The sequence below is a fragment of the Winogradskyella sp. J14-2 genome (assembly GCF_001971725.1).
Lineage (GTDB): Bacteria > Bacteroidota > Bacteroidia > Flavobacteriales > Flavobacteriaceae > Winogradskyella.
The window spans coordinates 3,316,637-3,336,739 of the sequence record NZ_CP019388.1; the positions used below are offsets into that span (position 1 = coordinate 3,316,637).

21 protein-coding genes are annotated in these 20,103 nt (G+C 34.4%); 7 read left to right on the forward strand and 14 right to left on the reverse strand.

Features of this window, described 5'->3' with window-relative positions; genetic code table 11:
* Positions 1–9 precede the first annotated feature (9 nt).
* A complete protein-coding gene (locus BWZ20_RS14890) occupies positions 10–630 on the forward strand; it encodes an L-threonylcarbamoyladenylate synthase (protein WP_076621149.1) in 621 nt (206 codons plus the stop codon).
* Here BWZ20_RS14890 and BWZ20_RS14895 read toward each other — a convergent pair.
* A complete protein-coding gene (locus BWZ20_RS14895; protein ID WP_076621151.1) occupies positions 627–1,838 on the reverse strand; it encodes a multidrug effflux MFS transporter in 1,212 nt (403 codons plus the stop codon). The genes BWZ20_RS14890 and BWZ20_RS14895 overlap by 4 nt on opposite strands.
* Positions 1,839–1,910: 72 nt before the next feature.
* Here BWZ20_RS14895 and BWZ20_RS14900 point away from each other — a divergent pair, with 72 nt between their 5' ends.
* The 3 genes from BWZ20_RS14900 to BWZ20_RS14910 all read left to right on the forward strand — a co-directional run bounded on the left by BWZ20_RS14900 (position 1,911) and on the right by BWZ20_RS14910 (position 5,689).
* Positions 1,911–2,357 (forward strand): DinB family protein, encoded by a 447-nt coding sequence (locus tag BWZ20_RS14900; RefSeq protein WP_076621153.1) that lies wholly within the window; start codon positions 1,911–1,913, stop codon positions 2,355–2,357.
* Between the two features lie 267 nt (positions 2,358–2,624).
* The gene (locus BWZ20_RS14905) at positions 2,625–3,899 is read left to right on the forward strand and encodes a ribonucleotide-diphosphate reductase subunit beta (RefSeq protein WP_076621156.1); all 1,275 of its coding nucleotides are present in this window, start codon (positions 2,625–2,627) and stop codon (positions 3,897–3,899) included.
* A 2-nt stretch (positions 3,900–3,901) separates the two neighbouring features.
* The gene (locus BWZ20_RS14910; protein WP_076621158.1) at positions 3,902–5,689 is read left to right on the forward strand and encodes a ribonucleoside-diphosphate reductase subunit alpha; all 1,788 of its coding nucleotides are present in this window, start codon (positions 3,902–3,904) and stop codon (positions 5,687–5,689) included.
* A gap of 102 nt (positions 5,690–5,791) precedes the next feature.
* Here BWZ20_RS14910 and folE read toward each other — a convergent pair whose 3' ends face one another.
* Positions 5,792–6,442, reverse strand: a complete 651-nt coding sequence (folE, locus tag BWZ20_RS14915) for a GTP cyclohydrolase I FolE (RefSeq protein ID WP_076621159.1) — start codon at positions 6,440–6,442, stop codon at positions 5,792–5,794.
* 8 nt (positions 6,443–6,450) lie between these two features.
* A complete protein-coding gene (locus BWZ20_RS14920; RefSeq protein WP_076621161.1) occupies positions 6,451–6,870 on the reverse strand; it encodes a MerC domain-containing protein in 420 nt (139 codons plus the stop codon).
* Positions 6,871–7,035: 165 nt separating this feature from the next.
* On the opposite strand from BWZ20_RS14920, the gene BWZ20_RS14925 reads away from it, so the two are divergent.
* A complete protein-coding gene (locus BWZ20_RS14925) occupies positions 7,036–7,419 on the forward strand; it encodes a Fur family transcriptional regulator (RefSeq protein ID WP_076621163.1) in 384 nt (127 codons plus the stop codon).
* 9 nt (positions 7,420–7,428) lie between these two features.
* Here the strand turns inward: BWZ20_RS14925 and BWZ20_RS14930 are convergent, their stop codons facing one another.
* The 6 genes from BWZ20_RS14930 to BWZ20_RS14955 all read right to left on the reverse strand — a co-directional run bounded on the left by BWZ20_RS14930 (position 7,429) and on the right by BWZ20_RS14955 (position 13,484).
* Positions 7,429–8,970 carry an acyl-CoA carboxylase subunit beta gene (locus tag BWZ20_RS14930; protein ID WP_076621165.1) on the reverse strand — a complete coding sequence of 514 codons (1,542 nt, stop codon included), beginning with the start codon at positions 8,968–8,970 and terminating at the stop codon, positions 7,429–7,431.
* Positions 8,971–8,976: 6 nt separating this feature from the next.
* On the reverse strand, positions 8,977–10,416 hold the full coding sequence (gene accC / locus BWZ20_RS14935) for an acetyl-CoA carboxylase biotin carboxylase subunit (RefSeq protein WP_076621386.1): 1,440 nt from the start codon (positions 10,414–10,416) through the stop codon (positions 8,977–8,979).
* Positions 10,417–10,526: 110 nt separating this feature from the next.
* Positions 10,527–11,003: an acetyl-CoA carboxylase biotin carboxyl carrier protein subunit gene (locus BWZ20_RS14940; RefSeq protein ID WP_076621167.1), complete on the reverse strand. Its 477-nt coding sequence runs from the start codon at positions 11,001–11,003 to the stop codon at positions 10,527–10,529.
* Positions 11,004–11,129: 126 nt separating this feature from the next.
* The gene (locus BWZ20_RS14945; RefSeq protein ID WP_076621169.1) at positions 11,130–11,807 is read right to left on the reverse strand and encodes a PrsW family intramembrane metalloprotease; all 678 of its coding nucleotides are present in this window, start codon (positions 11,805–11,807) and stop codon (positions 11,130–11,132) included.
* 2 nt (positions 11,808–11,809) lie between these two features.
* Complete coding sequence (locus BWZ20_RS14950) at positions 11,810–12,361, reverse strand: NUDIX hydrolase (protein ID WP_076621170.1); 552 nt, start codon at positions 12,359–12,361, stop codon at positions 11,810–11,812.
* Positions 12,362–12,395: 34 nt separating this feature from the next.
* Positions 12,396–13,484 (reverse strand): M42 family metallopeptidase, encoded by a 1,089-nt coding sequence (locus tag BWZ20_RS14955; protein ID WP_076621172.1) that lies wholly within the window; start codon positions 13,482–13,484, stop codon positions 12,396–12,398.
* Between the two features lie 124 nt (positions 13,485–13,608).
* Here BWZ20_RS14955 and BWZ20_RS14960 point away from each other — a divergent pair, with 124 nt between their 5' ends.
* Both BWZ20_RS14960 and trhA read left to right on the forward strand, forming a co-directional pair.
* Positions 13,609–14,301 carry a DUF4294 domain-containing protein gene (locus tag BWZ20_RS14960; RefSeq protein WP_076621175.1) on the forward strand — a complete coding sequence of 231 codons (693 nt, stop codon included), beginning with the start codon at positions 13,609–13,611 and terminating at the stop codon, positions 14,299–14,301.
* Positions 14,301–14,930 carry a PAQR family membrane homeostasis protein TrhA gene (gene trhA, locus BWZ20_RS14965; RefSeq protein WP_076621177.1) on the forward strand — a complete coding sequence of 210 codons (630 nt, stop codon included), beginning with the start codon at positions 14,301–14,303 and terminating at the stop codon, positions 14,928–14,930. Before BWZ20_RS14960 ends, trhA begins: the two co-directional genes overlap by 1 nt.
* 141 nt (positions 14,931–15,071) lie before the next feature.
* Here trhA and BWZ20_RS14970 read toward each other — a convergent pair whose 3' ends face one another.
* The 5 genes from BWZ20_RS14970 to BWZ20_RS15185 form a co-directional block, all read right to left on the reverse strand.
* On the reverse strand, positions 15,072–16,046 hold the full coding sequence (locus BWZ20_RS14970) for a WD40 repeat domain-containing protein (protein ID WP_076621179.1): 975 nt from the start codon (positions 16,044–16,046) through the stop codon (positions 15,072–15,074).
* Positions 16,047–16,077: 31 nt separating this feature from the next.
* Entirely contained in the window at positions 16,078–17,730 is a 1,653-nt protein-coding gene (locus BWZ20_RS14975; RefSeq protein ID WP_083677237.1) for a serine hydrolase domain-containing protein, read from the reverse strand.
* Between the two features lie 58 nt (positions 17,731–17,788).
* On the reverse strand, positions 17,789–18,682 hold the full coding sequence (locus BWZ20_RS14980; protein WP_157358427.1) for an IS3 family transposase: 894 nt from the start codon (positions 18,680–18,682) through the stop codon (positions 17,789–17,791).
* Positions 18,640–19,011 (reverse strand): transposase, encoded by a 372-nt coding sequence (locus BWZ20_RS14985; protein ID WP_076621183.1) that lies wholly within the window; start codon positions 19,009–19,011, stop codon positions 18,640–18,642. Before BWZ20_RS14985 ends, BWZ20_RS14980 begins: the two co-directional genes overlap by 43 nt.
* Before the next feature lie 193 nt (positions 19,012–19,204).
* Positions 19,205–19,957 (reverse strand): DUF4844 domain-containing protein, encoded by a 753-nt coding sequence (locus BWZ20_RS15185; RefSeq protein ID WP_232217121.1) that lies wholly within the window; start codon positions 19,955–19,957, stop codon positions 19,205–19,207.
* Positions 19,958–20,103: the final 146 nt, after the last annotated feature.

A 20,103-nucleotide genomic window follows, 5' to 3' on the forward strand; every position in this document is an offset into this window, starting at 1 on the left:
CTTTATGGTATGGCGGAGTTTATTAAAATATATCCTGAAAATCCAAACCCAAGGGCTATCCAAAAAGTTGTTGAGGTCTTAAAACGAGGTGGATTGGTAATTTACCCAACAGATACTGTATATGGTTTAGGTTGTGATATCACTAATATTAAGGCGCTTGAGCGAATAGCGCAGATAAAAGGTGTAAAATTAGAAAAGTCTAACTTCTCATTTGTATGCGAGGATTTAAGTAACCTTAGTGATTATGTAAAGCAAATAGACACCGCTACTTTTAAAATTCTGAAACGTGCTTTGCCAGGTCCTTATACGTTTATTTTACCAGGTTCTAAAAGCTTACCTAATCCGTTTAAAAAGCGAAAAACAGTAGGGATTAGAGTGCCAGACAATTCTATCGCTTTAGCTTTGGTAAGTACTTTAGCTAATCCCATAGTATCAACCTCTATAAGAGATGAAGACGATATCATAGAATATACAACAGACCCAGAATTGATTTTAGAAAAATGGGATAACCTTGTCGATATAGTTATTGATGGTGGCTATGGCGGCAATGAAGCATCTACTATAATAGACCTTTCAGAAGATACTCCAAAAATTGTAAGAGAAGGCAAAGGCAGTTTAGAGATATTTTAAATTCGGTTTAAGATCTTGGCACCTTTTCTACTGTTAAGATAAAAAAGAGCTAAAGACATTAGCCCGCAAACTAAAAACCCAGCAAATAATGGCGTTACAGAATCAACAACAAAAGTGCCAATATAATCTGCAATAGGAACAGCCATAACTGTAGAAATAAAACCATTTAATGCAGACCCAATACCAGCAATATGGCCCATAGGCTCCATCGCTAGTGCCCTAAGATTTCCAAACAAAAAACCTATGGTAAAAAATTGAAGGGCAAAAAAGGTGATAAGAATTTCTATGCTAGGATTCTTGCCAGAATTAAAGATAATAATGAAAATAAATGATATTGCTATAAAACTTATCATGGCAGTGTGTACAATGTTTTTCATCCCAAACCGAACAACCAGTTGGCTGTTGAAGAATGTAGCTAAACCAACAGAAATAGCGAGACTGGCAAATATGAGAGGAAACTCATCAGCAAGATTGTACTGTTTTTCAAAAATACGTTGAGATGTACTAAGGTACACCATAAAAGACCCTGTTATAAATCCTGATAATAGAGTGTATATAACAGCTGATCTAATTTTAAAAAACTGTAAAGTACCTGTTTTAAAAATAGAAAGTCTATATGGTATCTTATATTTATCCTTTAGCGTTTCAGGTTGCCTTCTCCAAAACCAAAAGACAACAATAATTCCGAAAATAAGATTAAAAGTAAAGATAGATTCCCAATGATAATGATTCATTAAAAACTGACCCAATGTTGGTGCCACAACAGGTACAAGAATAAAGACCATAACAACAATAGATAAAATCTTAGCCATATAGTCTCCTTCGTAAGAATCCCTAACCATGGCAATAGACATAGTTCTCGGAGAAGCAAGCGCAACGCCTTGTAACACTCTACCAAAAAGCATCATTTCAAAATTTTTGGTAGTTACGCATATTAAAGATGCTAATATAAAAAGTGCAAAACCTACGTAGATTACAGGTTTTCTTCCAAAACTATCCGATAACGGACCAAAAATTAACTGACCTATACCCAAACCAAGAAAAATAGAAGTAATAAGTTTTGGTAATTTCAAAGGTTCACTAATATTGAGTTGATCTCCAATTTGTGGTAGGGCAGGTAAGACTGCATCTATAGAAAGCGCAACAATAGACATTAGTGCAGCCATTAATACAACAAATTCAAATTGTGAACGCTTTTGTTTTCTCATGGCGCAAAAGTAAACTATTTATTACCTATTTTTGGGTAGGACCTACCAAGTAAATATTAAACCTTTGTTAATATGCTAACTAAAACACTTGTACAGTTATATAAGAGAGATCTCGAACAACTAAAGCAAGAAATAACAGCTTATAAAACAGAAAAACAGCTTTGGATGGTATCTAACCAAATATCAAATTCAGCAGGTAATTTGTGCTTACATATAATTGGTAATCTAAATTATTTTATTGGGGCAGTTTTAGGCAAAACAGGTTACGTTAGGCAGCGTGATTTAGAGTTTTCTCTTAAAAATGTTTCTGCAGAAGAAATGGTAAAGCAAATAGACAGTACAATTGCTGTAATAGAAACAAGCTTGAACAGCTTAACAGAAGAAGACTTACTTTTGGAGTACAAGCAAAACCCCTTTAAAAGTAAAGTGTCTACAGAGTTTTTTCTTGTTCATTTGGCTACACATTTGGCGTATCATTTAGGGCAAATTAATTATCACAGACGACTACTTGACGTATAAGAAATTTTAATCTTTTGGTGGTAAATTGTTGAGAATTTGTTTATAAATATTTCTGTGTTTTTTTCATTATTGAATTTTCAGTCTAAACCTAAAAATTAACTTTTTTATTGAAAATAATTGTCTAAAATACCGTTTTCTTTGATGTTTATTTAACGTTATCTCAATGTTAATAAAAGTGTTAAAAAAAATGAATTTTGTATCTAGATAAGAGCGGATATAAATTGGATATTTGATCTCGTCTTATTATTAATCTAAATACTTTTCCTCATGCAAATAACACATATTCAAAAACGGGATTTTTCAACAAAACCATTTCAACTAAGCAAAATAACCAATGCAGTGCTGAAAGCCATGACCGCTCTAGAGCATGGTAATTTAGAAGACGCAGAGCGCATATCTCAAAGCGTTTTAGACGTGTTATTAAAACAAAAACAGCAAGAGCCTAAATACGTACCAACCGTAGAAGAAATACAAGATGCTGTTGAAAATGCATTGATGGAGAATTCATTCTTTGATGTAGCTAAAGCTTACATCCTATATAGAGACGAACAAGCCAGAAAGCGTAAAACAAACATCTTTGAAAAACGAATTAATCTTAAACCATATGAATATCCAGATTTGTACGAATATGTACCTGCAATAAGGCATTCGTATTGGATTCATACCGAATTTAATTTTACAAGCGATATTCAAGATTTTAAAGCAGGTTTGTCTGATGTTGAGCGAAGCGCTATTAAAAACACCATGTTAGCCATTTCGCAAATCGAAGTCGCGGTAAAATCATTTTGGGGAGATATTTATCACAAAATGCCAAAACCAGAAATTGGATCTGTAGGAGCAACCTTTGCCGAAAGTGAAGTAAGACATCACGACGCTTATTCGCATTTGTTAGAGATTTTGGGACTAAACAAAGAGTTTAATGACCTGAAGAAAAAACCAGTAATTATGCGTCGTGTTCAATATTTAGAAAGTGCTTTAAAGAACTCTAAGAGCGACGATAATAGAGCTTATGCAGACGCAGTACTACTATTTTCATTATTTATTGAGCATGTGTCTCTGTTTTCTCAGTTTCTTATCATAATGGCATTTAATAAACACAAGAATGTGTTAAAAGGTGTTTCTAATGTAGTAGAAGCTACCTCCAAGGAAGAACAAATACACGGCGATTTTGGAATAGACATTATTAAAATTATAAAAAATGAAAACCCAGAGTGGTTTAACGAAGAATACAACGCAACGGTACAAGACATGTGTAGAGAAGCCTTCGATGCCGAAAGCAAGATCGTAGATTGGATTTTTGAAAAAGGAGAAATAGATTTCCTACCAAAAGCGGTTGTAAATGAATTCCTTAAAGACCGATTCAACAGATCTTTAAAAAGTATTGGAATTGAAACAATTTTTGATACAGACGAAAAATTATTAGCAGAAACAGAATGGTTTGACGACGAAATTATAGGTACCAAACATGGTGACTTCTTCGTGAAGCGATCAATCAACTATAGCAAAAGAACTCAAAGTATAACCAGTGATGACCTTTTTTAAAAATGATAGAACAAAACCAGATTAATAGCGCGAACAAAACAGAAAATAAAACAGAAAACGAATTAATTAACGCGAGAAAAAAGTCGTTACAACAATTAAGCACCAAAACCGATGGTGACTTTGGTTGGTTAACAGATCATAGCCGTAAGTTCTTAGCATCGGGTTACCTAACGGAAGGTGTATCTGCAGAAGAGCGCATCAAAGAAATTGCAGACAGAGCCGAACAAATCTTGGGAATTCCAGGCTATGCAGATAAGTTTTACAATTACATGTCTTTGGGCTACTTCTCGTTATCTTCACCAGTTTGGTCTAATTTCGGAAAAGAAAGAGGATTACCAATATCTTGTTTTGGATCTCATGTTGATGATGATATGGGTAACATACTTTATACCCAATCAGAAGTAGGTATGATGTCCAAATTAGGTGGTGGAACGTCAGGATATTTTGGAAAGATAAGACATCGAGGTGCAGCTGTAAAGAACAATGGTCAAGCCTCAGGTGCGGTGCACATTATGCAGTTATTTGAGTCTATGGTAGACGTTGTAAGTCAAGGATCTGTGCGCCGTGGACGTTTCTCACCATACTTACCAATAGACCATCCAGACATCATGGAGTTCTTAGAAATAGGAACGGAAGGAAATCCAATACAAGAGTTAACGCATGGTGTTACTGTTACCAACAAATGGATGGAAGAAATGATTGATGGTGATGTGGATAAGCGTACAGTATGGGCAAAAGTATTACAGCGAAGAGGCGAGATGGGTTATCCTTACATTTTCTTTACCGATAATGCTAATAATGGTGCTGCAGATGTGTATCAAGACAAAAAAATGCCAATCTATGCAAGTAACCTTTGTACAGAGATTATGTTACCATCTAACGATGATTGGTCTTTTGTATGTTGCCTGTCATCACTAAACGTATTGCACTACGAAGATTGGAAAGATACAGATGCAGTTGAGACTATGATCTATTTCTTAGATGCTATAATTACTGAGTTTACTGAAAAATTAGAACGCTACAAGGATTCTCCAAACAGAGATGATCAACAAACATTCTTATTTATGGAGCGTGCTTATAACTTTGCAAAAGACAATAGAGCGTTAGGCTTAGGTGTTTTAGGATGGCATTCTTTATTGCAGTCTAAAATGTTGGCATTCAACAGTCAAGAAGCATTTAACTTAAATAGTAAGATCTTCAAACTTATAAAAGAGAAATCTTACAAGGCATCTGAGGAATTAGCTGAACATTTCGGTGAGCCAAAGGTATTAAAAGGCTATGGTAGAAGAAACACGACCTTAAACGCTGTTGCTCCAACAACGTCTTCTGCATTTATCTTAGGGCAAGTATCTCAAGGCATTGAGCCGATTTGGTCTAACATTTATGTAAAAGATATTGCGAAGATCAAGACAACAATTAAGAACCCATATTTAGAAGCATTTTTAGAGTCTAAGGGTCAAAACACTACAGAAGTATGGAGAAGTATTAGAGACTACGATGGGTCTGTACAGCATTTAGATTTTATGACTGATGAAGAAAAGGATGTCTTTAAAACCTATTCTGAAATCGATCAAATGGATATTATCTATCAGGCAGCTAATAGACAAAACCATATCGATCAAGGCCAATCAGTTAATATCATAGTACATCCAGATATGTCTGTGAAAGAGATCAATAAAATCCACGTAACAGCATGGAAATTAGGCTTAAAGTCTCTGTACTATCAGCACAGTATGAATGCAGCCCAGAAGTTTAAGCAAAAGAAAGAATGCTCAAGTTGTGAGGCTTAATTAGAATTAGAATAAAATCTCAATAATAAAAGCTCACCCATAGAGGTGAGCTTTTATTTTAAACAAATCGTTTAATTTAATTAAACATAATAAATTGATTCATTAATCAATTTGTCTCAGAAAGGTATTGCGCTCTTCTGCATTATCAAAGCAACCTCCATACTCCATGGTGGTAGTAAAACTACTCTTGTCTTTTATGCCTCTAGAAGAAACACACAAATGTTTGGCATTAATAACTACAATAACATCTTCTGTTTGTAGGGCATTTTGTAAATCCTTAAGAATCTGTATGCAGAGACGTTCTTGTACTTGAGGTCTGTGCGCATAATAATCGACTAAACGATTTATTTTTGAAAGCCCAATAACCTTGTCTTTTGGAATGTAACCAATATGAGCTTTGCCTATTATTGGTAGAAAGTGATGCTCACAAGATGAGTCTATAGTTTTATCTTGCTCTACAATAAGTTTGTTATAACCATATTTATTGTTGAAGGTAGATAGCTTGGGACGGTTTTTTGGATTGAGACCATAAAATAATTCCTTAACGTACATTTTAGCAAAGCGATAAGGTGTACCAGATAGACTATCATCACTAAGATCTAATCCAAGCTCATGCATAATAGCCTTAAAATGATATTGAATAGCTGCTATTTTTTCATTATCAGATTTTAAAAAAGCATCAACTCGTAATGGTGTATCTATACTTGTTCCAATATGGCCGTCGCCTAAAGCGTCAATTTCTTTTTCTGTCATTTTAAAAATCAATTTGTAGAGGTACAACAAGTATCGTCTTTACATTTACAATATTTACGATTATACATATGTAATATGACTAAAGCTAAAGCAGGGAAATAAATACTTAGTTCTGGGAGTCTTAAGAGCTCAATTCTTTCATTAAGAATCACTAAACACAACAGAAACCAACTTATCCATAAAGAATATTTCATCCATGATTTAGAACTGTTTTTAACAGACCAATACACAGCAAAAAAAGAGATACCAATAAATAAAAAGTCAACAGCAGTCCACCAAAAAGGTGCTGTTTCACAACATGTTGCTGAGCAAGTCTGAGCTATAAAAATAAAGGGTGTGGCAATACAATGAATTAGACATAAACCACTTGCAAATGCACCTATGAAATCAGAATTATTTTTTTTGAACGATGTCTTTGATAATACCATTGAGTTTACGCTTCAGATTTTATAATTAAAGAACGACGGGCAAAAATGTTAACAATACTATTTTAAAGTGCCAGCCATTTCGTTATAGCGTGTAAATTAACGCAACTAAGTTGCAAAAATAATATATAATTTGAAAATGCAACAATGTTGCATTAAATTTGTAGTATGGGTGTAAGACGAAAAACAAAATCTTTAAATGCAATTCTATCTGTTTTTGAACAGCGAGAAGAAGCTTTATCTGTCGTAGATTTGGTTAATGAGTTTAAGGATGACATGAATAAAACTACGGTTTATCGTATTCTTGAACGTTTAGAGAATGAAGGCGTAATACATTCTTTTACTGGTAGTAAAGGTTTGATGTGGTATGCAAAATGCCAAACTTGTACAACACATCATCACCATGATGTGCATCCACATTTTGAATGTAAAGATTGTGGAAAGGTAGAGTGTTTAGAATTAGATATAGAAATCCCTCAAATGAATAATCGACACATTGATTCAGCGAATATTATGCTTCAAGGTCAATGTGCCGATTGTGTTAAAAAATAAGCGTTCTAATTATAAAGGAATATTCCCATGCTTACGTTTAGGCATGTTAACTTCTTTATTTTCAAGCATACTAAATGCTTTAATTAGCTTTCTTCTTGTGTTTTTTGGTAAGATTACTTCGTCAATATAACCACGCTCTGCAGCACTATAAGGATTAGCAAATAGTTCTGCATATTCAGCTTCTTTTTCCTTCCATTTTGCTTCAGGATCTTCTGCAGTAGTAATTTCACGTTTAAAAATAATTTCAGCAGCACCTTTTGCACCCATTACAGCAATTTCAGCATTTGGCCATGCAAAATTCATGTCAGAACCAATGTGCTTCGAGTTCATCACATCATAAGCGCCTCCATAAGCCTTACGCGTAATAACAGTAACTCTTGGTACAGTAGCTTCACTAAACGCATATAATAACTTGGCACCATGTACTATAATACCATTCCATTCTTGATCTGTTCCTGGTAAGAAACCAGGTACATCTTCAAATACTAATAGCGGAATATTAAAAGCATCACAAAAACGTACAAATCGTGCCGCTTTTTTAGAGCTATTTACATCTAATACTCCAGCTAAAAACATGGGTTGGTTGGCGACTATTCCTATCGATTTTCCGCCAAGTCTAGCAAAACCTACAATAATATTTTCAGCATGGTCTTTATGAATTTCATAAAACGAATCAGTATCAATAACACCCTCTATAACACTGTGCATATCGTAAGGTTTGTTAGGATTATCTGGAACGATTTCAGAAAGACTTTCTCTTATTTCGTCTTTAAGTTCAAAGACGATATCTTCAGGCTTTTCTCTGTTACTTTGTGGTAGATAACTTAAAAGTTTTTTAACGTCTTCAAGACATTCTACATCGTTGGCTGAAGTTTTATGTGCCACACCAGATTTGGTAGAGTGGACACTAGCACCACCAAGTTCTTCACTTGTTACTTCTTCATTGGTTACAGTTTTTACAACATTCGGGCCAGTTACAAACATGTAACTGGTATCTTGAACCATGATGGTGAAGTCTGTCATTGCAGGTGAGTATACAGCACCACCAGCACAAGGTCCCATTATAGCAGAAATTTGAGGAATAACACCCGATGCTTGTACATTTCTGTAAAAAATATCGGCATAGCCACCTAGTGAGCGCACACCTTCTTGAATACGTGCTCCACCAGAATCGTTAAGACCTATAATTGGCGCACCAACGTTAACAGCCATGTCCATGATTTTGCAGATTTTTTCGGCATGTGTTTCAGATAGTGAACCGCCAAATACCGTGAAATCTTGTGCAAAAACATAAACTAAACGGCCATCAACTGTACCATAACCTGTAACGACACCATCTCCATAAAACTTTTGATTTTCCATACCAAAGTCTTTGGTTCTGTGTGTTACTAAAGCTCCAATTTCTTCAAAAGAACCTTCATCTAGTAGGTAAAGAATTCGTTCTCTGGCTGTTAGTTTTTTCTTTTCATGCTGTTTATCTATTCGCTTTTGACCTCCACCCAATTTAGATAAGGCCATTTTTTCATTAAGTGTTTTTATTTTAGAACTCATAGTATCTTAATTAGGTAGTCTTAATAATTTTTGATCTGCTAGATATTGCTTTAAGGCTAGTTTTGCAGCAATTTCTGCTTCAGCTTTATGTTGCGCTTCTAAAAGGCTAGGTGAGTAGTACTTTTTAACAAAATGGGTATCGAAGTTTCCGCTTCTAAACGCATCGTGCTCACAAACAAAACGACCAAAAGGAAGCGTAGTTTGCACACCTTTAACGTGATAGTTGTCAATAGCTTTTATCATCAGCTCAATGGCTTCAGCACGTGTTTTACCATAAGTGATAAGTTTCGATAGCATGGGATCGTAATAGATTGGTACGTCCATACCTTCTTCAAAACCATTATCTACTCGAATATTTTCACCAACAGGTAATTGATAAACTTCTAAATTACCAACACTTGGTAAGAAATCATTCATAGGATCTTCGGCATACACACGAAGCTCTAAGGCATGACCATTAATTTTTAAATCTTCTTGTTTAATGTCTAAAACTTCACCACGAGCCACTTTAATCTGAAGCTCGACCAAATCAACACCAGCAATCCACTCTGATACAGGATGCTCTACTTGTAATCTTGTGTTCATTTCTAAGAAATAAAAATTATGGTCGGCATCCATTAAGAACTCAACAGTACCAGCACCAACATAATCACAAGAACGTGCTACGTTTATAGCAGCTTGTCCCATCCTTTCTCTAAGTTCTGGAGTTAATATTGCAGAAGGTGCTTCTTCAACTACCTTTTGATGACGACGTTGCACTGAACATTCGCGTTCAAAGAAATGAACAATGTTACCATGCGTATCTGCCATAACCTGAATTTCGATGTGTCTAGGTGAGGTAACATACTTTTCTACAAATACAGAACCATCACCAAATGCAGAAGTAGCCTCACTAATGGCACGCTTCATCTGGCTTTCAACATCTTTTTCGTTTTCAACAATACGCATTCCTTTTCCACCACCACCTGCAGCTGCTTTTATAAGGATTGGTAAGCCAATTCGTTTGGCGATTTCAATCGCTTCTTTTGGATCTGTAACTGCATGATCTACACCAGGTACCATTGGGATATCGTAATCTTTAACAGCATCTTTAGCTGCTAATTTATCTCCCATCATTTTTATGGCTTTAGAACGTGGACCAATAAAAATGACATCATTTTTTTCGCATAACTCTGCAAAATCTGCATTTTCACTTAAGAAACCATAGCCAGGATGGATGCCATCAACATTTAAGGATTTTGCTACTTCAATAATTTTATCACCTTTTAGATATGATTGATTTGATGGTGCGGGACCAATGCAAACGGCTTCGTCTGCAAATTTTACGTGAGGTGCGTTTCTATCAGCTTCAGAAAATACAGCGACAGTTTTTATTCCCATTTTTTTTGCAGTTCGCATGACACGAATTGCGATTTCGCCACGATTGGCAACTAATATTTTTTTCATATGAGTTTCTTTTGGCGTCAATTCGAGTAATTTTTGATATAAAATTTTATCGAGAAGTTCTCGATACATTTTGTTCATACTTCACAAAACATTCGAACTGACTCATCATTTTATTCGAATTCGATTAAAAGTGCATTTTTTTCAACGGTATTTCCTTGGCTCACTTTAATGGATTTTATGACACCATCGCGAGGTGAGTTAATAACATTCTCCATTTTCATGGCTTCAAGAATTAATAGAGGATCATCTTCTTTAACTTCTTGAGCTTCTGTTACATTAATCTCTAAGATTAAACCAGGCATAGGTGCCTTAATGTCGTTTACTTTTTTAGAAGCACCAATTTCAAAACCTAGAGCAACTATTTGCTGATCTAAGGCATCGTTGAGTTCAACATCATAAGTGTTGTTATTCACTTTAACGCTGTATGTTTTTTTGTTGAAATCTGAGCTAACAATATTAGCTTTAATTGAACTGTTGTTTTGAAGGATATGATACTTATTTGTTGAGGTTTCAACAGCATCAAGTTGGTCTACTGCTTCTTCGGTTACATCAAACTCATAAGAAGCGTTAACTTTTGCTTTATACATATGTAGCGGTTTATTAAACTTTGGCTAAGTTATATTTTAATAGAGTTCTAAAATATGAAATAAATCATGTTTACAGAAAGACTTTAGAAGATTATAACAATTTATTGACAGAATAAATTATGTTTATTAATCGGTTTTAAATGTTGAGTTATCTTGATGTCTACGAATCGCTTTTCTTGATAAAATAACACCAATAATTAAGGACACAAAAGCACCAATTGAGATGCCAGGAATAAACCGTATAAACAGGAAGAAGTCATAAGCGCCATGAAACAATACAGCTAAAAATAAACCAGCCATATTGAGTTTTACTCTATTGTTTGAAAATTTAGCCAGTCCCATAAAATAACCCATTAAAATACCAAAAGTTGCATGTGCTGGTACCGCTGTGAATGCTCTAAGAATTGCGGTTTCGTAGCCACCTTGTAATACATACATTATGTTTTCCGTGCAAGCAAAGCCCATGGATACCATTACCGCATATATAATACCATCGTATGGCTCATTGAAAGCTTTTTTTGGTTGGGCAAAATACTTTACAATAACATATTTACTAAATTCCTCAGAAAGTGCAACAACCACAAATGCCTGAATAAACTGTTGCCAAACACTATATTCATCCGTAATCGGAATAAAGCGTCCTGTAATAAGATATAGGATGGTTACAATAATGATACTAACTACAGCACCAAAAAGAAAATTGGCAATTAAAAGACCAACAGGTTCTTTTTCATATTTATCATGAAAATAGATGTAAATTATTATAGTAAATATTGGTGCAACAGCACAAAGCATTAAATTCATAGTCACAGATGGGCTTTTATTGCATCTAAGATAAAATTATAATACGATTTGTTGGTTGGTATAAAGTGGTGGTTTGTTTCACTATTATTTAATAGATGTTTAAACTCGCTTAAAGTTACCAGTTTTAAAGCTTCAACTTCATCTTCTTGTGGCTTTAAATCTGATAGATTTACTTTTAATTCCGCAATATAAACCTGATGAAATTCATTATCTTGAATAGTACCGTTAGCATAAGAACTCTCATGAAGTTTAGTGCCGATTTTAGTTAGTTCATAAGCCTGTAATGTAAGACCGAGTTCTTCCTTGGTTTCTCTAAGCGCTGCTTCTACAAAGGATTCTCCTGCATCTATATGGCCTGCTGCGGAAACATCCCAAAGTAATGGGTGAATTGCTTTTTTGCGAGAACGCTGCTGTAATAAAATTTCACCATTCTTTGTGTATAGCCAAAGATGAATGGTATTATGGTACCAACCGTTTTTGTGCGCTTCAGATTTAAGAGCAGTTTTACCTGTTGGCTCACCACGAGCAGTTACTATGTCTATGTATTCGTCCATATAAAAAAGATTCCCACTTTCGTGGGAATTTTAATTATTTAAAATAGCTAAACGTTTCTCCGTCTTTAATTTTTAGAAGCGTCTCATAAATGAGTTTTATAACGTTTTCAACATCATCTTTATGAACCATTTCAACAGTCGTATGCATATAACGCAATGGTAAAGAGATTAGGGCAGAAGCCACACCACCATTACTGTATGCAAAGGCATCAGTGTCTGTGCCAGTAGCTCTTGATAACGCAGCACGCTGAAAAGGTATTTTCTTTTCTTCGGCTGTATCTGTAATTAAGTCTCTTAATTTCTGTTGTACAGCAGGAGCGTATGCAATAACAGGGCCATCACCAATTTTTGCTAAACCTTGCTTTTTAGGGTCTATCATAGGTGTTGTGGTATCGTGTGTAACGTCAGTAACGATAGCAACATTTGGTTTTATGGTTTCGGTAATCATTTCTGCACCACGCAAACCAATTTCTTCCTGTACAGAATTGGTAATGTAGAGTCCAAAAGGTAATTTCTTTTTGTTTTCGTGTAGTAAGCGTGCTACTTCAGCAATCATAAAACCACCCATTCTATTATCTAGTGCTCTACATACAAATTTGTCCTTATTAAGAATATGAAACTCATCAGGATAGGTTATAACACACCCTACATGCACACCCATTTTTTCAACTTCATCTTTGTCTTTTGCACCAATATCTATGCAAATATTGTCTGGTTTTGGTGGTTCTTCTTTAGATTTATTGCGTGTGTGTATAGCAGGCCAACCAAAAACACCTTTTACAATTCCTTTTTTGGTATGGATATTTACTATTTTGCTAGGCGCAATCTGATGATCGCTGCCACCATTTCTTATAACGTATAATAGACCGTCATCAGAAATGTAATTAACATACCAAGAGATTTCATCAGCATGTCCTTCTATAACTACTTTGTATTTTGCTTTTGGGTTTATAACTGCAACGGCAGTTCCGTAAGTATCTGTTATAAATTCATCTACGTAAGGTTTTAGGTAGTTCATCCAAATGTTTTGTCCATCCCATTCATAACCTGTTGGTGAAGCGTTATTTAAGTATTTTTCTAAAAAGTCCATCGACTTTTTACTGAGTAATTGTTTTTTTGCCATTGGTAAAAATTTTTACTAAAAATAATAATATTAATATGAATTTACTGTTAGAGGAAGTAATAATTGTTAATTTTGAATTCCCTGAAATGCGTTCTTTGGAACGGTTTTAGATATCAATTTCAGCATGAAGTATATTGCCTATATATCATTATTGTTTTCAACGTTAATTTTTGCTCAGGAAGATCCCGTGGAGCAAGATTCTACCTTGGTGCATTACATGATTATTGAAGGAGATTCCATTCCTGTCACTGAGGTTGAGTTAGACGAAGTTTTAATGCTTCCAAACCTTAGTTTTAAAGATAGAAAAGCAAGGATTAGATATATAGTTCTTAGACGAAAGACACACAAGGTATTTCCTTATGCAAAATTAGCTGCAGAACGTTTAGAGGCCTTACAAAATAGACTGGATCAACTAGAGAGAAAACGTGACAAAAAGAAATATGCCAAGGTAATACAGCGCTATATTGAAGACGAGTTTTCAGCTGAGTTAAAAAAATTAACGAAAACGGAAGGGCAAATTTTAGTAAAGCTTATACATAGACAAACTGGTAAAACCACGTTTGAGCTTATTAAGGAGCTGCGAAATGGATGGCGTGCCTTCTGGTTTAACAATACAGCAAGTTTATTTGATATTTCCCTAAAGAAAGAATTTGACCCACTTACTGAAGAAGAAGACTATTTAATAGAAGACATTTTGCAGAGGGCCTTTCAAAATGGCCAATTAGAAAAACAAGAACCAGCATTTAAAATAGATTATTATGCTTGCGTTAACAAGTGGTCTAAACCTAAAAAGGCATCTAATAAAGAAGAACAGTAATGCGCGCACAAACAAAATTAGAAGAACAATTAAATGCGTGGTCTCATGGTATTGGTGCAGTTTTAGGGATTGTTGCCTTGGTGTTGCTTATAATTTTTTCAGACAACCAATCCAAACCTTGGAGTCTTTTTAGTGTCATCGTTTATGGTGTATCAATAATTATTCTGTTTTTGTCTTCAACACTATATCATGCTGTAAAAGGGGAGAGGCTTAAGCATAATTTTAGAATTATCGATCATATAAGTATTTATCTACTTATTGCAGGTACTTACACTCCCGTGCTTTTAATAGCACTAAAAGAGAGTTATGGATGGACACTATTTTGGGTAGTTTGGGGCATTGCTGCTTTTGGATTAATACTAAAACTCTTCTTTACGGGTAGATTTGAGCTTTTTTCCACGTTGCTGTATTTGGTAATGGGATGGCTGATAATTTTCGATTTTTCTAACCTTTCTAACGCTATAGGTCCAACAGGCATTTTGTGGCTTTTTGCCGGAGGTTTGTCTTATACGGTTGGTATTATATTTTATGCTGTACAAAGAATTCCATATAATCACGTAATCTGGCATTTGTTTGTATTGAGTGGCGCTATTTGTCACTTCTTCATGATTTTTAATCATGTAGTATAGAAGTCACTTTATAAAAATTTTCAGAGCCTCTATAATATTTGTGTATTATACTGATGTAGGTTGACCTTTTTTATGCTTACTTATTTTGGTCATAACGATTAAACCGCTATTATTTTTATAGAATGTTGTACGCTGGCCTTTCTAGTATTTTAATTGTTTAATACGGTTTAGTTCTTTATTCCAAATTATAATTTTTCCTTTTTCATCTGTTGTCACTATTTTGCTATCTGATTTATTCCAATCAATTCCCCAAAGAAGATTGCCCTGTTCTGATTTTTTGAGTAAATCGCCATTTTCATTCCAAAGTCGCAACGATTCACTTGCAGTTGCCAAAAGCTTTCCATCTTTTGTCCATTTTAAGTTTCTATATTCAGCTTTGCTTTTATCGATATTTTTTAAATTTTCTCCATTTTCTGACCAAAATTGTAATAATGGTGGATAATCTTTTTCAAAATCACCGTAGTCTCCTGTAACGAAGAACTTGCCATTTGGATTCCACGCTACACAAAGCATAAGCACATCTTCTTTTCTTGGCTTAATATCATAAATAAAATCGTTTTCAAAATCATAAATGGATATTCTCTCTCCAACAACTGTAACTATGTTTTTTCGTGGATGCCAATCCAAGCCAATTAAACCTTTCTGTTTTGTATTAATCCGTTTAATGATTGCTCCACTTTCATTGTAGATATTGAGAAAGCCACTATAATCACCAACCGCAAGTAGTTCTCCTTTATTGTTCCAGCCAATTGCTCTTGCTCCAGTTTCGTCAAGACTATCAAGTACTATTTGTTCCTTTGATATAGGGTCTAATATCAATGATTTCGATTTTTCACCTTGCATTGAAATGGCTAACTTACTTTTAATTGGGTGCCATTTCGTTTTGGTTATCGTACCTCGTAATGGAATATTATCTATCAATTGATATGTCTCTGACGAAAACAGCCTTAAAGTATCTTGAGTACCGCCAAAGGAAATGAGATTATTGTTCGGGTTCCAATTCGCAGTCCAAAGCCACCAATTCTCCTTTTCTACTTCTGTGTTTTCTTGTATTTCTTTACACCCACAAATAAATACGAGTGAAAAAATTAAGATTATTGCATTGGTGTTTTTCATGAGTTATTTAAGCTTAGTGATACCAGAGGCTTTAAAGAGATTCTTTTTTAAAAATGACATTTTTTATTCGTCCATTCTCTAAATTTAAACCTTGTATATTTCCATTTCTATCTCTGATGACTCTTATTTTGTAAGAGCTCATCATTCTTAGATAATCTTTTGTTATTAGTTTTCCGTCTCTTCGTCTACCGTTTTTTATAATATTGTAGTTATCATCTCTGACGTGTTCAATGATGATTTCTGTGTCGGTTTCATTATTGAAATAGGTTCCGTTTAAACTTGGACCATAACCACTTTCTAAATTTTCTTTTGGTAACTTATAGTAAATGCTTGGTTTTTGAGTGGATAAATACAAAGTCAACTTTTGTTGCTCTGTACCAATTTCTGAAAAATTCATTTTAAGTCTATAATTAGTTTCATAATGAAACAAGCTTTGTTTTTCGCTTATCATTTTTACTGGGTCTCTTTGATAAATCTCTCTAAATAGTTCTCCTTCTTTTTCGCTAATCTTTATGATTGTTCCCTCATCGTTTTGATAATTACCTACCACATTTTTGAAATCTTTTAGCCTTTCCGTTTTTTCGGGATTTGATGGATATATTTCATTTTTTATGTCCAGTTCTAAAACAATATCTGTCAATTGCTTTGCTAAATAATTTGTAGGTACGTTACCATTATTTGACATTATGACTATGGCTAGATTTTTATCCACAAGCCTAAAAAATGTTGCATTATATGCTCCAGTACTACCATCGTGATATGTGTAGTTTAAGCCTTTATATTTTCCAAACATTAATCCGTATCCGTAATTGTCAAAATCTACGTCATCTATGGTCGATTGACTTTCGCTGATTATTGAAGTTGATAGGTTTTTACCATTATTTTGTTGAATAACCTGTTCCCATTTTAATTGGTCTTCCAAAGTTGTGAATAAACCACCATCTCCAATCAATTCTGTTACTACTGGATATTCTTTCCAACCATTCCAATTACCGTATGGCCTGGCCTTATTTGGAATTATTGCCATATAATTGGTGAGAAATGATGAATTTCCCATTCCTATTTCGGTAAATAATGAATTGGAAAAATCTTTGAATTTAGTGTCGGTAACTTTTTCAATTATTTCTGTAAGAAGAATGTAGTTAGAGTTGCTATATAAATACTCTTTGCCAGGCTCAAAATTCAAGTCTGTTTGGGATTTTAAAAGTTCGATGGCATCATCGTTATCTATAAAAAGCTCATACCAATCTTTACCTTTCAATGCCCATAAACCGTAAACGTCTCTAATCCCACTTGTATGTGTCAACAGATTTGATACGGTAATTTTGTGTCCGATTTCTTTATATAATTCGGGTAAATATTTTCTTACATCGTCATCTAAGGCTATTTTGTCCTGCTCAATTAATCTCAATATGCACAAAGCGGTAAATTGTTTGGCATTTGAGGCTATATTGAACCTTGTATTTTCGTCTATTTTTATGTCGTGTTCGAGGTTTGAATAACCAATATATTTTTCAAATACAGTAACTCCATCCTTGACAATTCCGACTGCCATTCCGGGTGAAATCCCATCGATATATTTCTCAATTTGGCTGTCGAGCTTATCAATTATTGGCTGTTCCAATTTTTGTGAATATGCATTTATTCCGAGAAATAAGAGTGTGAATATCAATGTTCGTTTCATTGTAGAATGTTTGTTTTGGCTGTCTTGTCCTGAAATATGGCTACAGGTTAAAATTGAATTAAGCTGATAATTTATATGCCATATTCGGTGTTTTATAGTCTAAAGATAAATGTAATCTTATTTCGTTGTATAGATTAATTGTATTTTTTGCAGCTCTTTTTGCGTGAGCCACGTTATCAAAGGATTGGTCGAGATAAAACTCGTCTTTTAATATACCGTTTACACGTTCTGCGATAGCATTTTCATAACAATGATTTTTTTCTGTCATACTAATATCTATCTTATTTCTTTTAAGTATTTGCGTGTAAACATTGCTACAATACTGTATGCCTCTATCGGAATGGTGTATAAGTCCAGTAGTGTCTTTGGCTTGATATAAAGCTTTGTTCAAAGCTCTCTCGCAACCTTTTAGTTCAAGGCTATCACTAAGGTCGTAGCCAACTATTTTACGGCTGTACATATCTGTAATGAGTGCTAGGTAACAAAAACCTTTTACTGTTCTTATATAAGTAATGTCTGATACCCAAACTTGGTTAGGCCTGGTTACCTCTACATCTTTAATGATGTTTTTGTACTTGTAGAACCTGTGCAATGAATTGGTTGTTCTTGAGCTGTATTTCTTTCTAAGTGTTAGCATATTATGTTTTCTAAGAACATTAAATAGCGTATCTCTACCAACTTTAATGTTGGCTTTTGTAAACTCATCATCTAATGATTTCACAAGCTTACGTACACCTTCTCTAGGAAGGGATCTGCGTCTTTTCTGTACTATTTCAATAATCTGCTGCTCTGTTCTTAAACGTTTATCAGCTCTAGATTTGTATTTATAGTACGCATCACGTTTTAGCCCAAAACAATGGGTTATAGTAGTTAAAGAAGCAAATCCCTTAGATTTTTCTTTTGCTTTGATCAGGGCTTTGTTCTTAACTTTTTTTTTAGTTCGGCCACGGATTTATAGCCAAGATCTTCAGCTGCAACTTCTAAGTAAGAGTCTAGCACCAAGGCATCCAGATCCTTTTTTAAGAGTAGTTTTTTAAGCTGTTCGATTTCTTTTTGCAGTGCTTTGATACGCGTTATCTCGTCTTTGGTTTTCACGGTTACTCTGGTGTTCATTAGGTCTTTACGGTTGTATTTCTTTATCCATTCATTAATGGTGGTAGGTGCAATTCCATAAGCCTTACCTAATTGATACTTGTTTAATTTTCCAGTTGTAAGTTCGTCTAAAATTTTCAGTTTGAAAGGTTCTGAATACCGTCTGATTACTTTGTCATTTTTGTACATAATGTTTAAAATTATGTAGCCTTTATTCAGGACGGGTCAAAATGTGCCACAACGGCTCGGTATAGCCGCCAGTTGCGTGTTTAAGTTACTAAGTTAGTTAAAAATAACCGAACTTTTGCGTTGGCGAGATTTTTCCGAAGGAAAAATCAACTAGCAATTGCGGTTATACATTGTTAGCTACAGTTTTTATTTTTTAATCTCCTTCGCCTTCTGGAACAATCACAAAAGCCCATTCCGCTTCGTCAGGAACTCCATATTTTACCAGAAATTCGCCTCCAAGTCCGCTGACTTGTGATTTTTTGTCCTCGATTTCAAGTCCATAAGTTTCGCCAAACATAAATTTTACACCATTGTTTAATTCAAGCGTGTCTGTGTCTGCCATATTGAAAACTTTGAATTCGTTCGGTTGTATTTTAAGTCTTTCCGAAACTTGAATTTCGTTCGTAGTCTCGTTGAAAATAAACACTTTGTATGTTTTTCCAGTTTTCTCGAATTTAGCTGGAATTATGGAAACTTCATTTCCTTTTTGGATAAAGACGTTACCATGTTCATCTGTCCATCTTTCTTCTTTTTCCATTTCCATTGGATCAAAGCCGTACATAAATTTATTCAACTGTCCATTCGAGCTTTCCAGTCCAACTATGTCCATTAATTGTTCAATATAAACACAAACCATTTCTCGGTCTTCCGTATCTAATTCCAAATAGTTTTTTCTAAATCTTGAAAGTCCAATTCCAATTTGTTCTTGATAATCTTTGTCAGTTGGATTTTCAGATTCCGCAACGTTTTTAAAGTCAGATGCAATTTGGTTTATTTTCTCTGTGAAAATTGGTTGCATTTTTTCATCTGCGATTCCTGGATAATAATTTGGATAGGATTGAGCAATAAATTTTTTCTTTGCAATGAATTCCGCAAACTGCTTATTAGCATTTTCAGGTGTTTTCATTTCAGTTGCTTTTTGTCCGCAAGCAGATAAGGTTAAAAAAAGTATGAAAATTTGGATGTATTTCGTCATTTCTCAAATTGTAGCTAACGGTCTCGGCTATGAGTAGTTGCGTGGGTTAGCGATTAACTTTGCAAGTACACACCAAA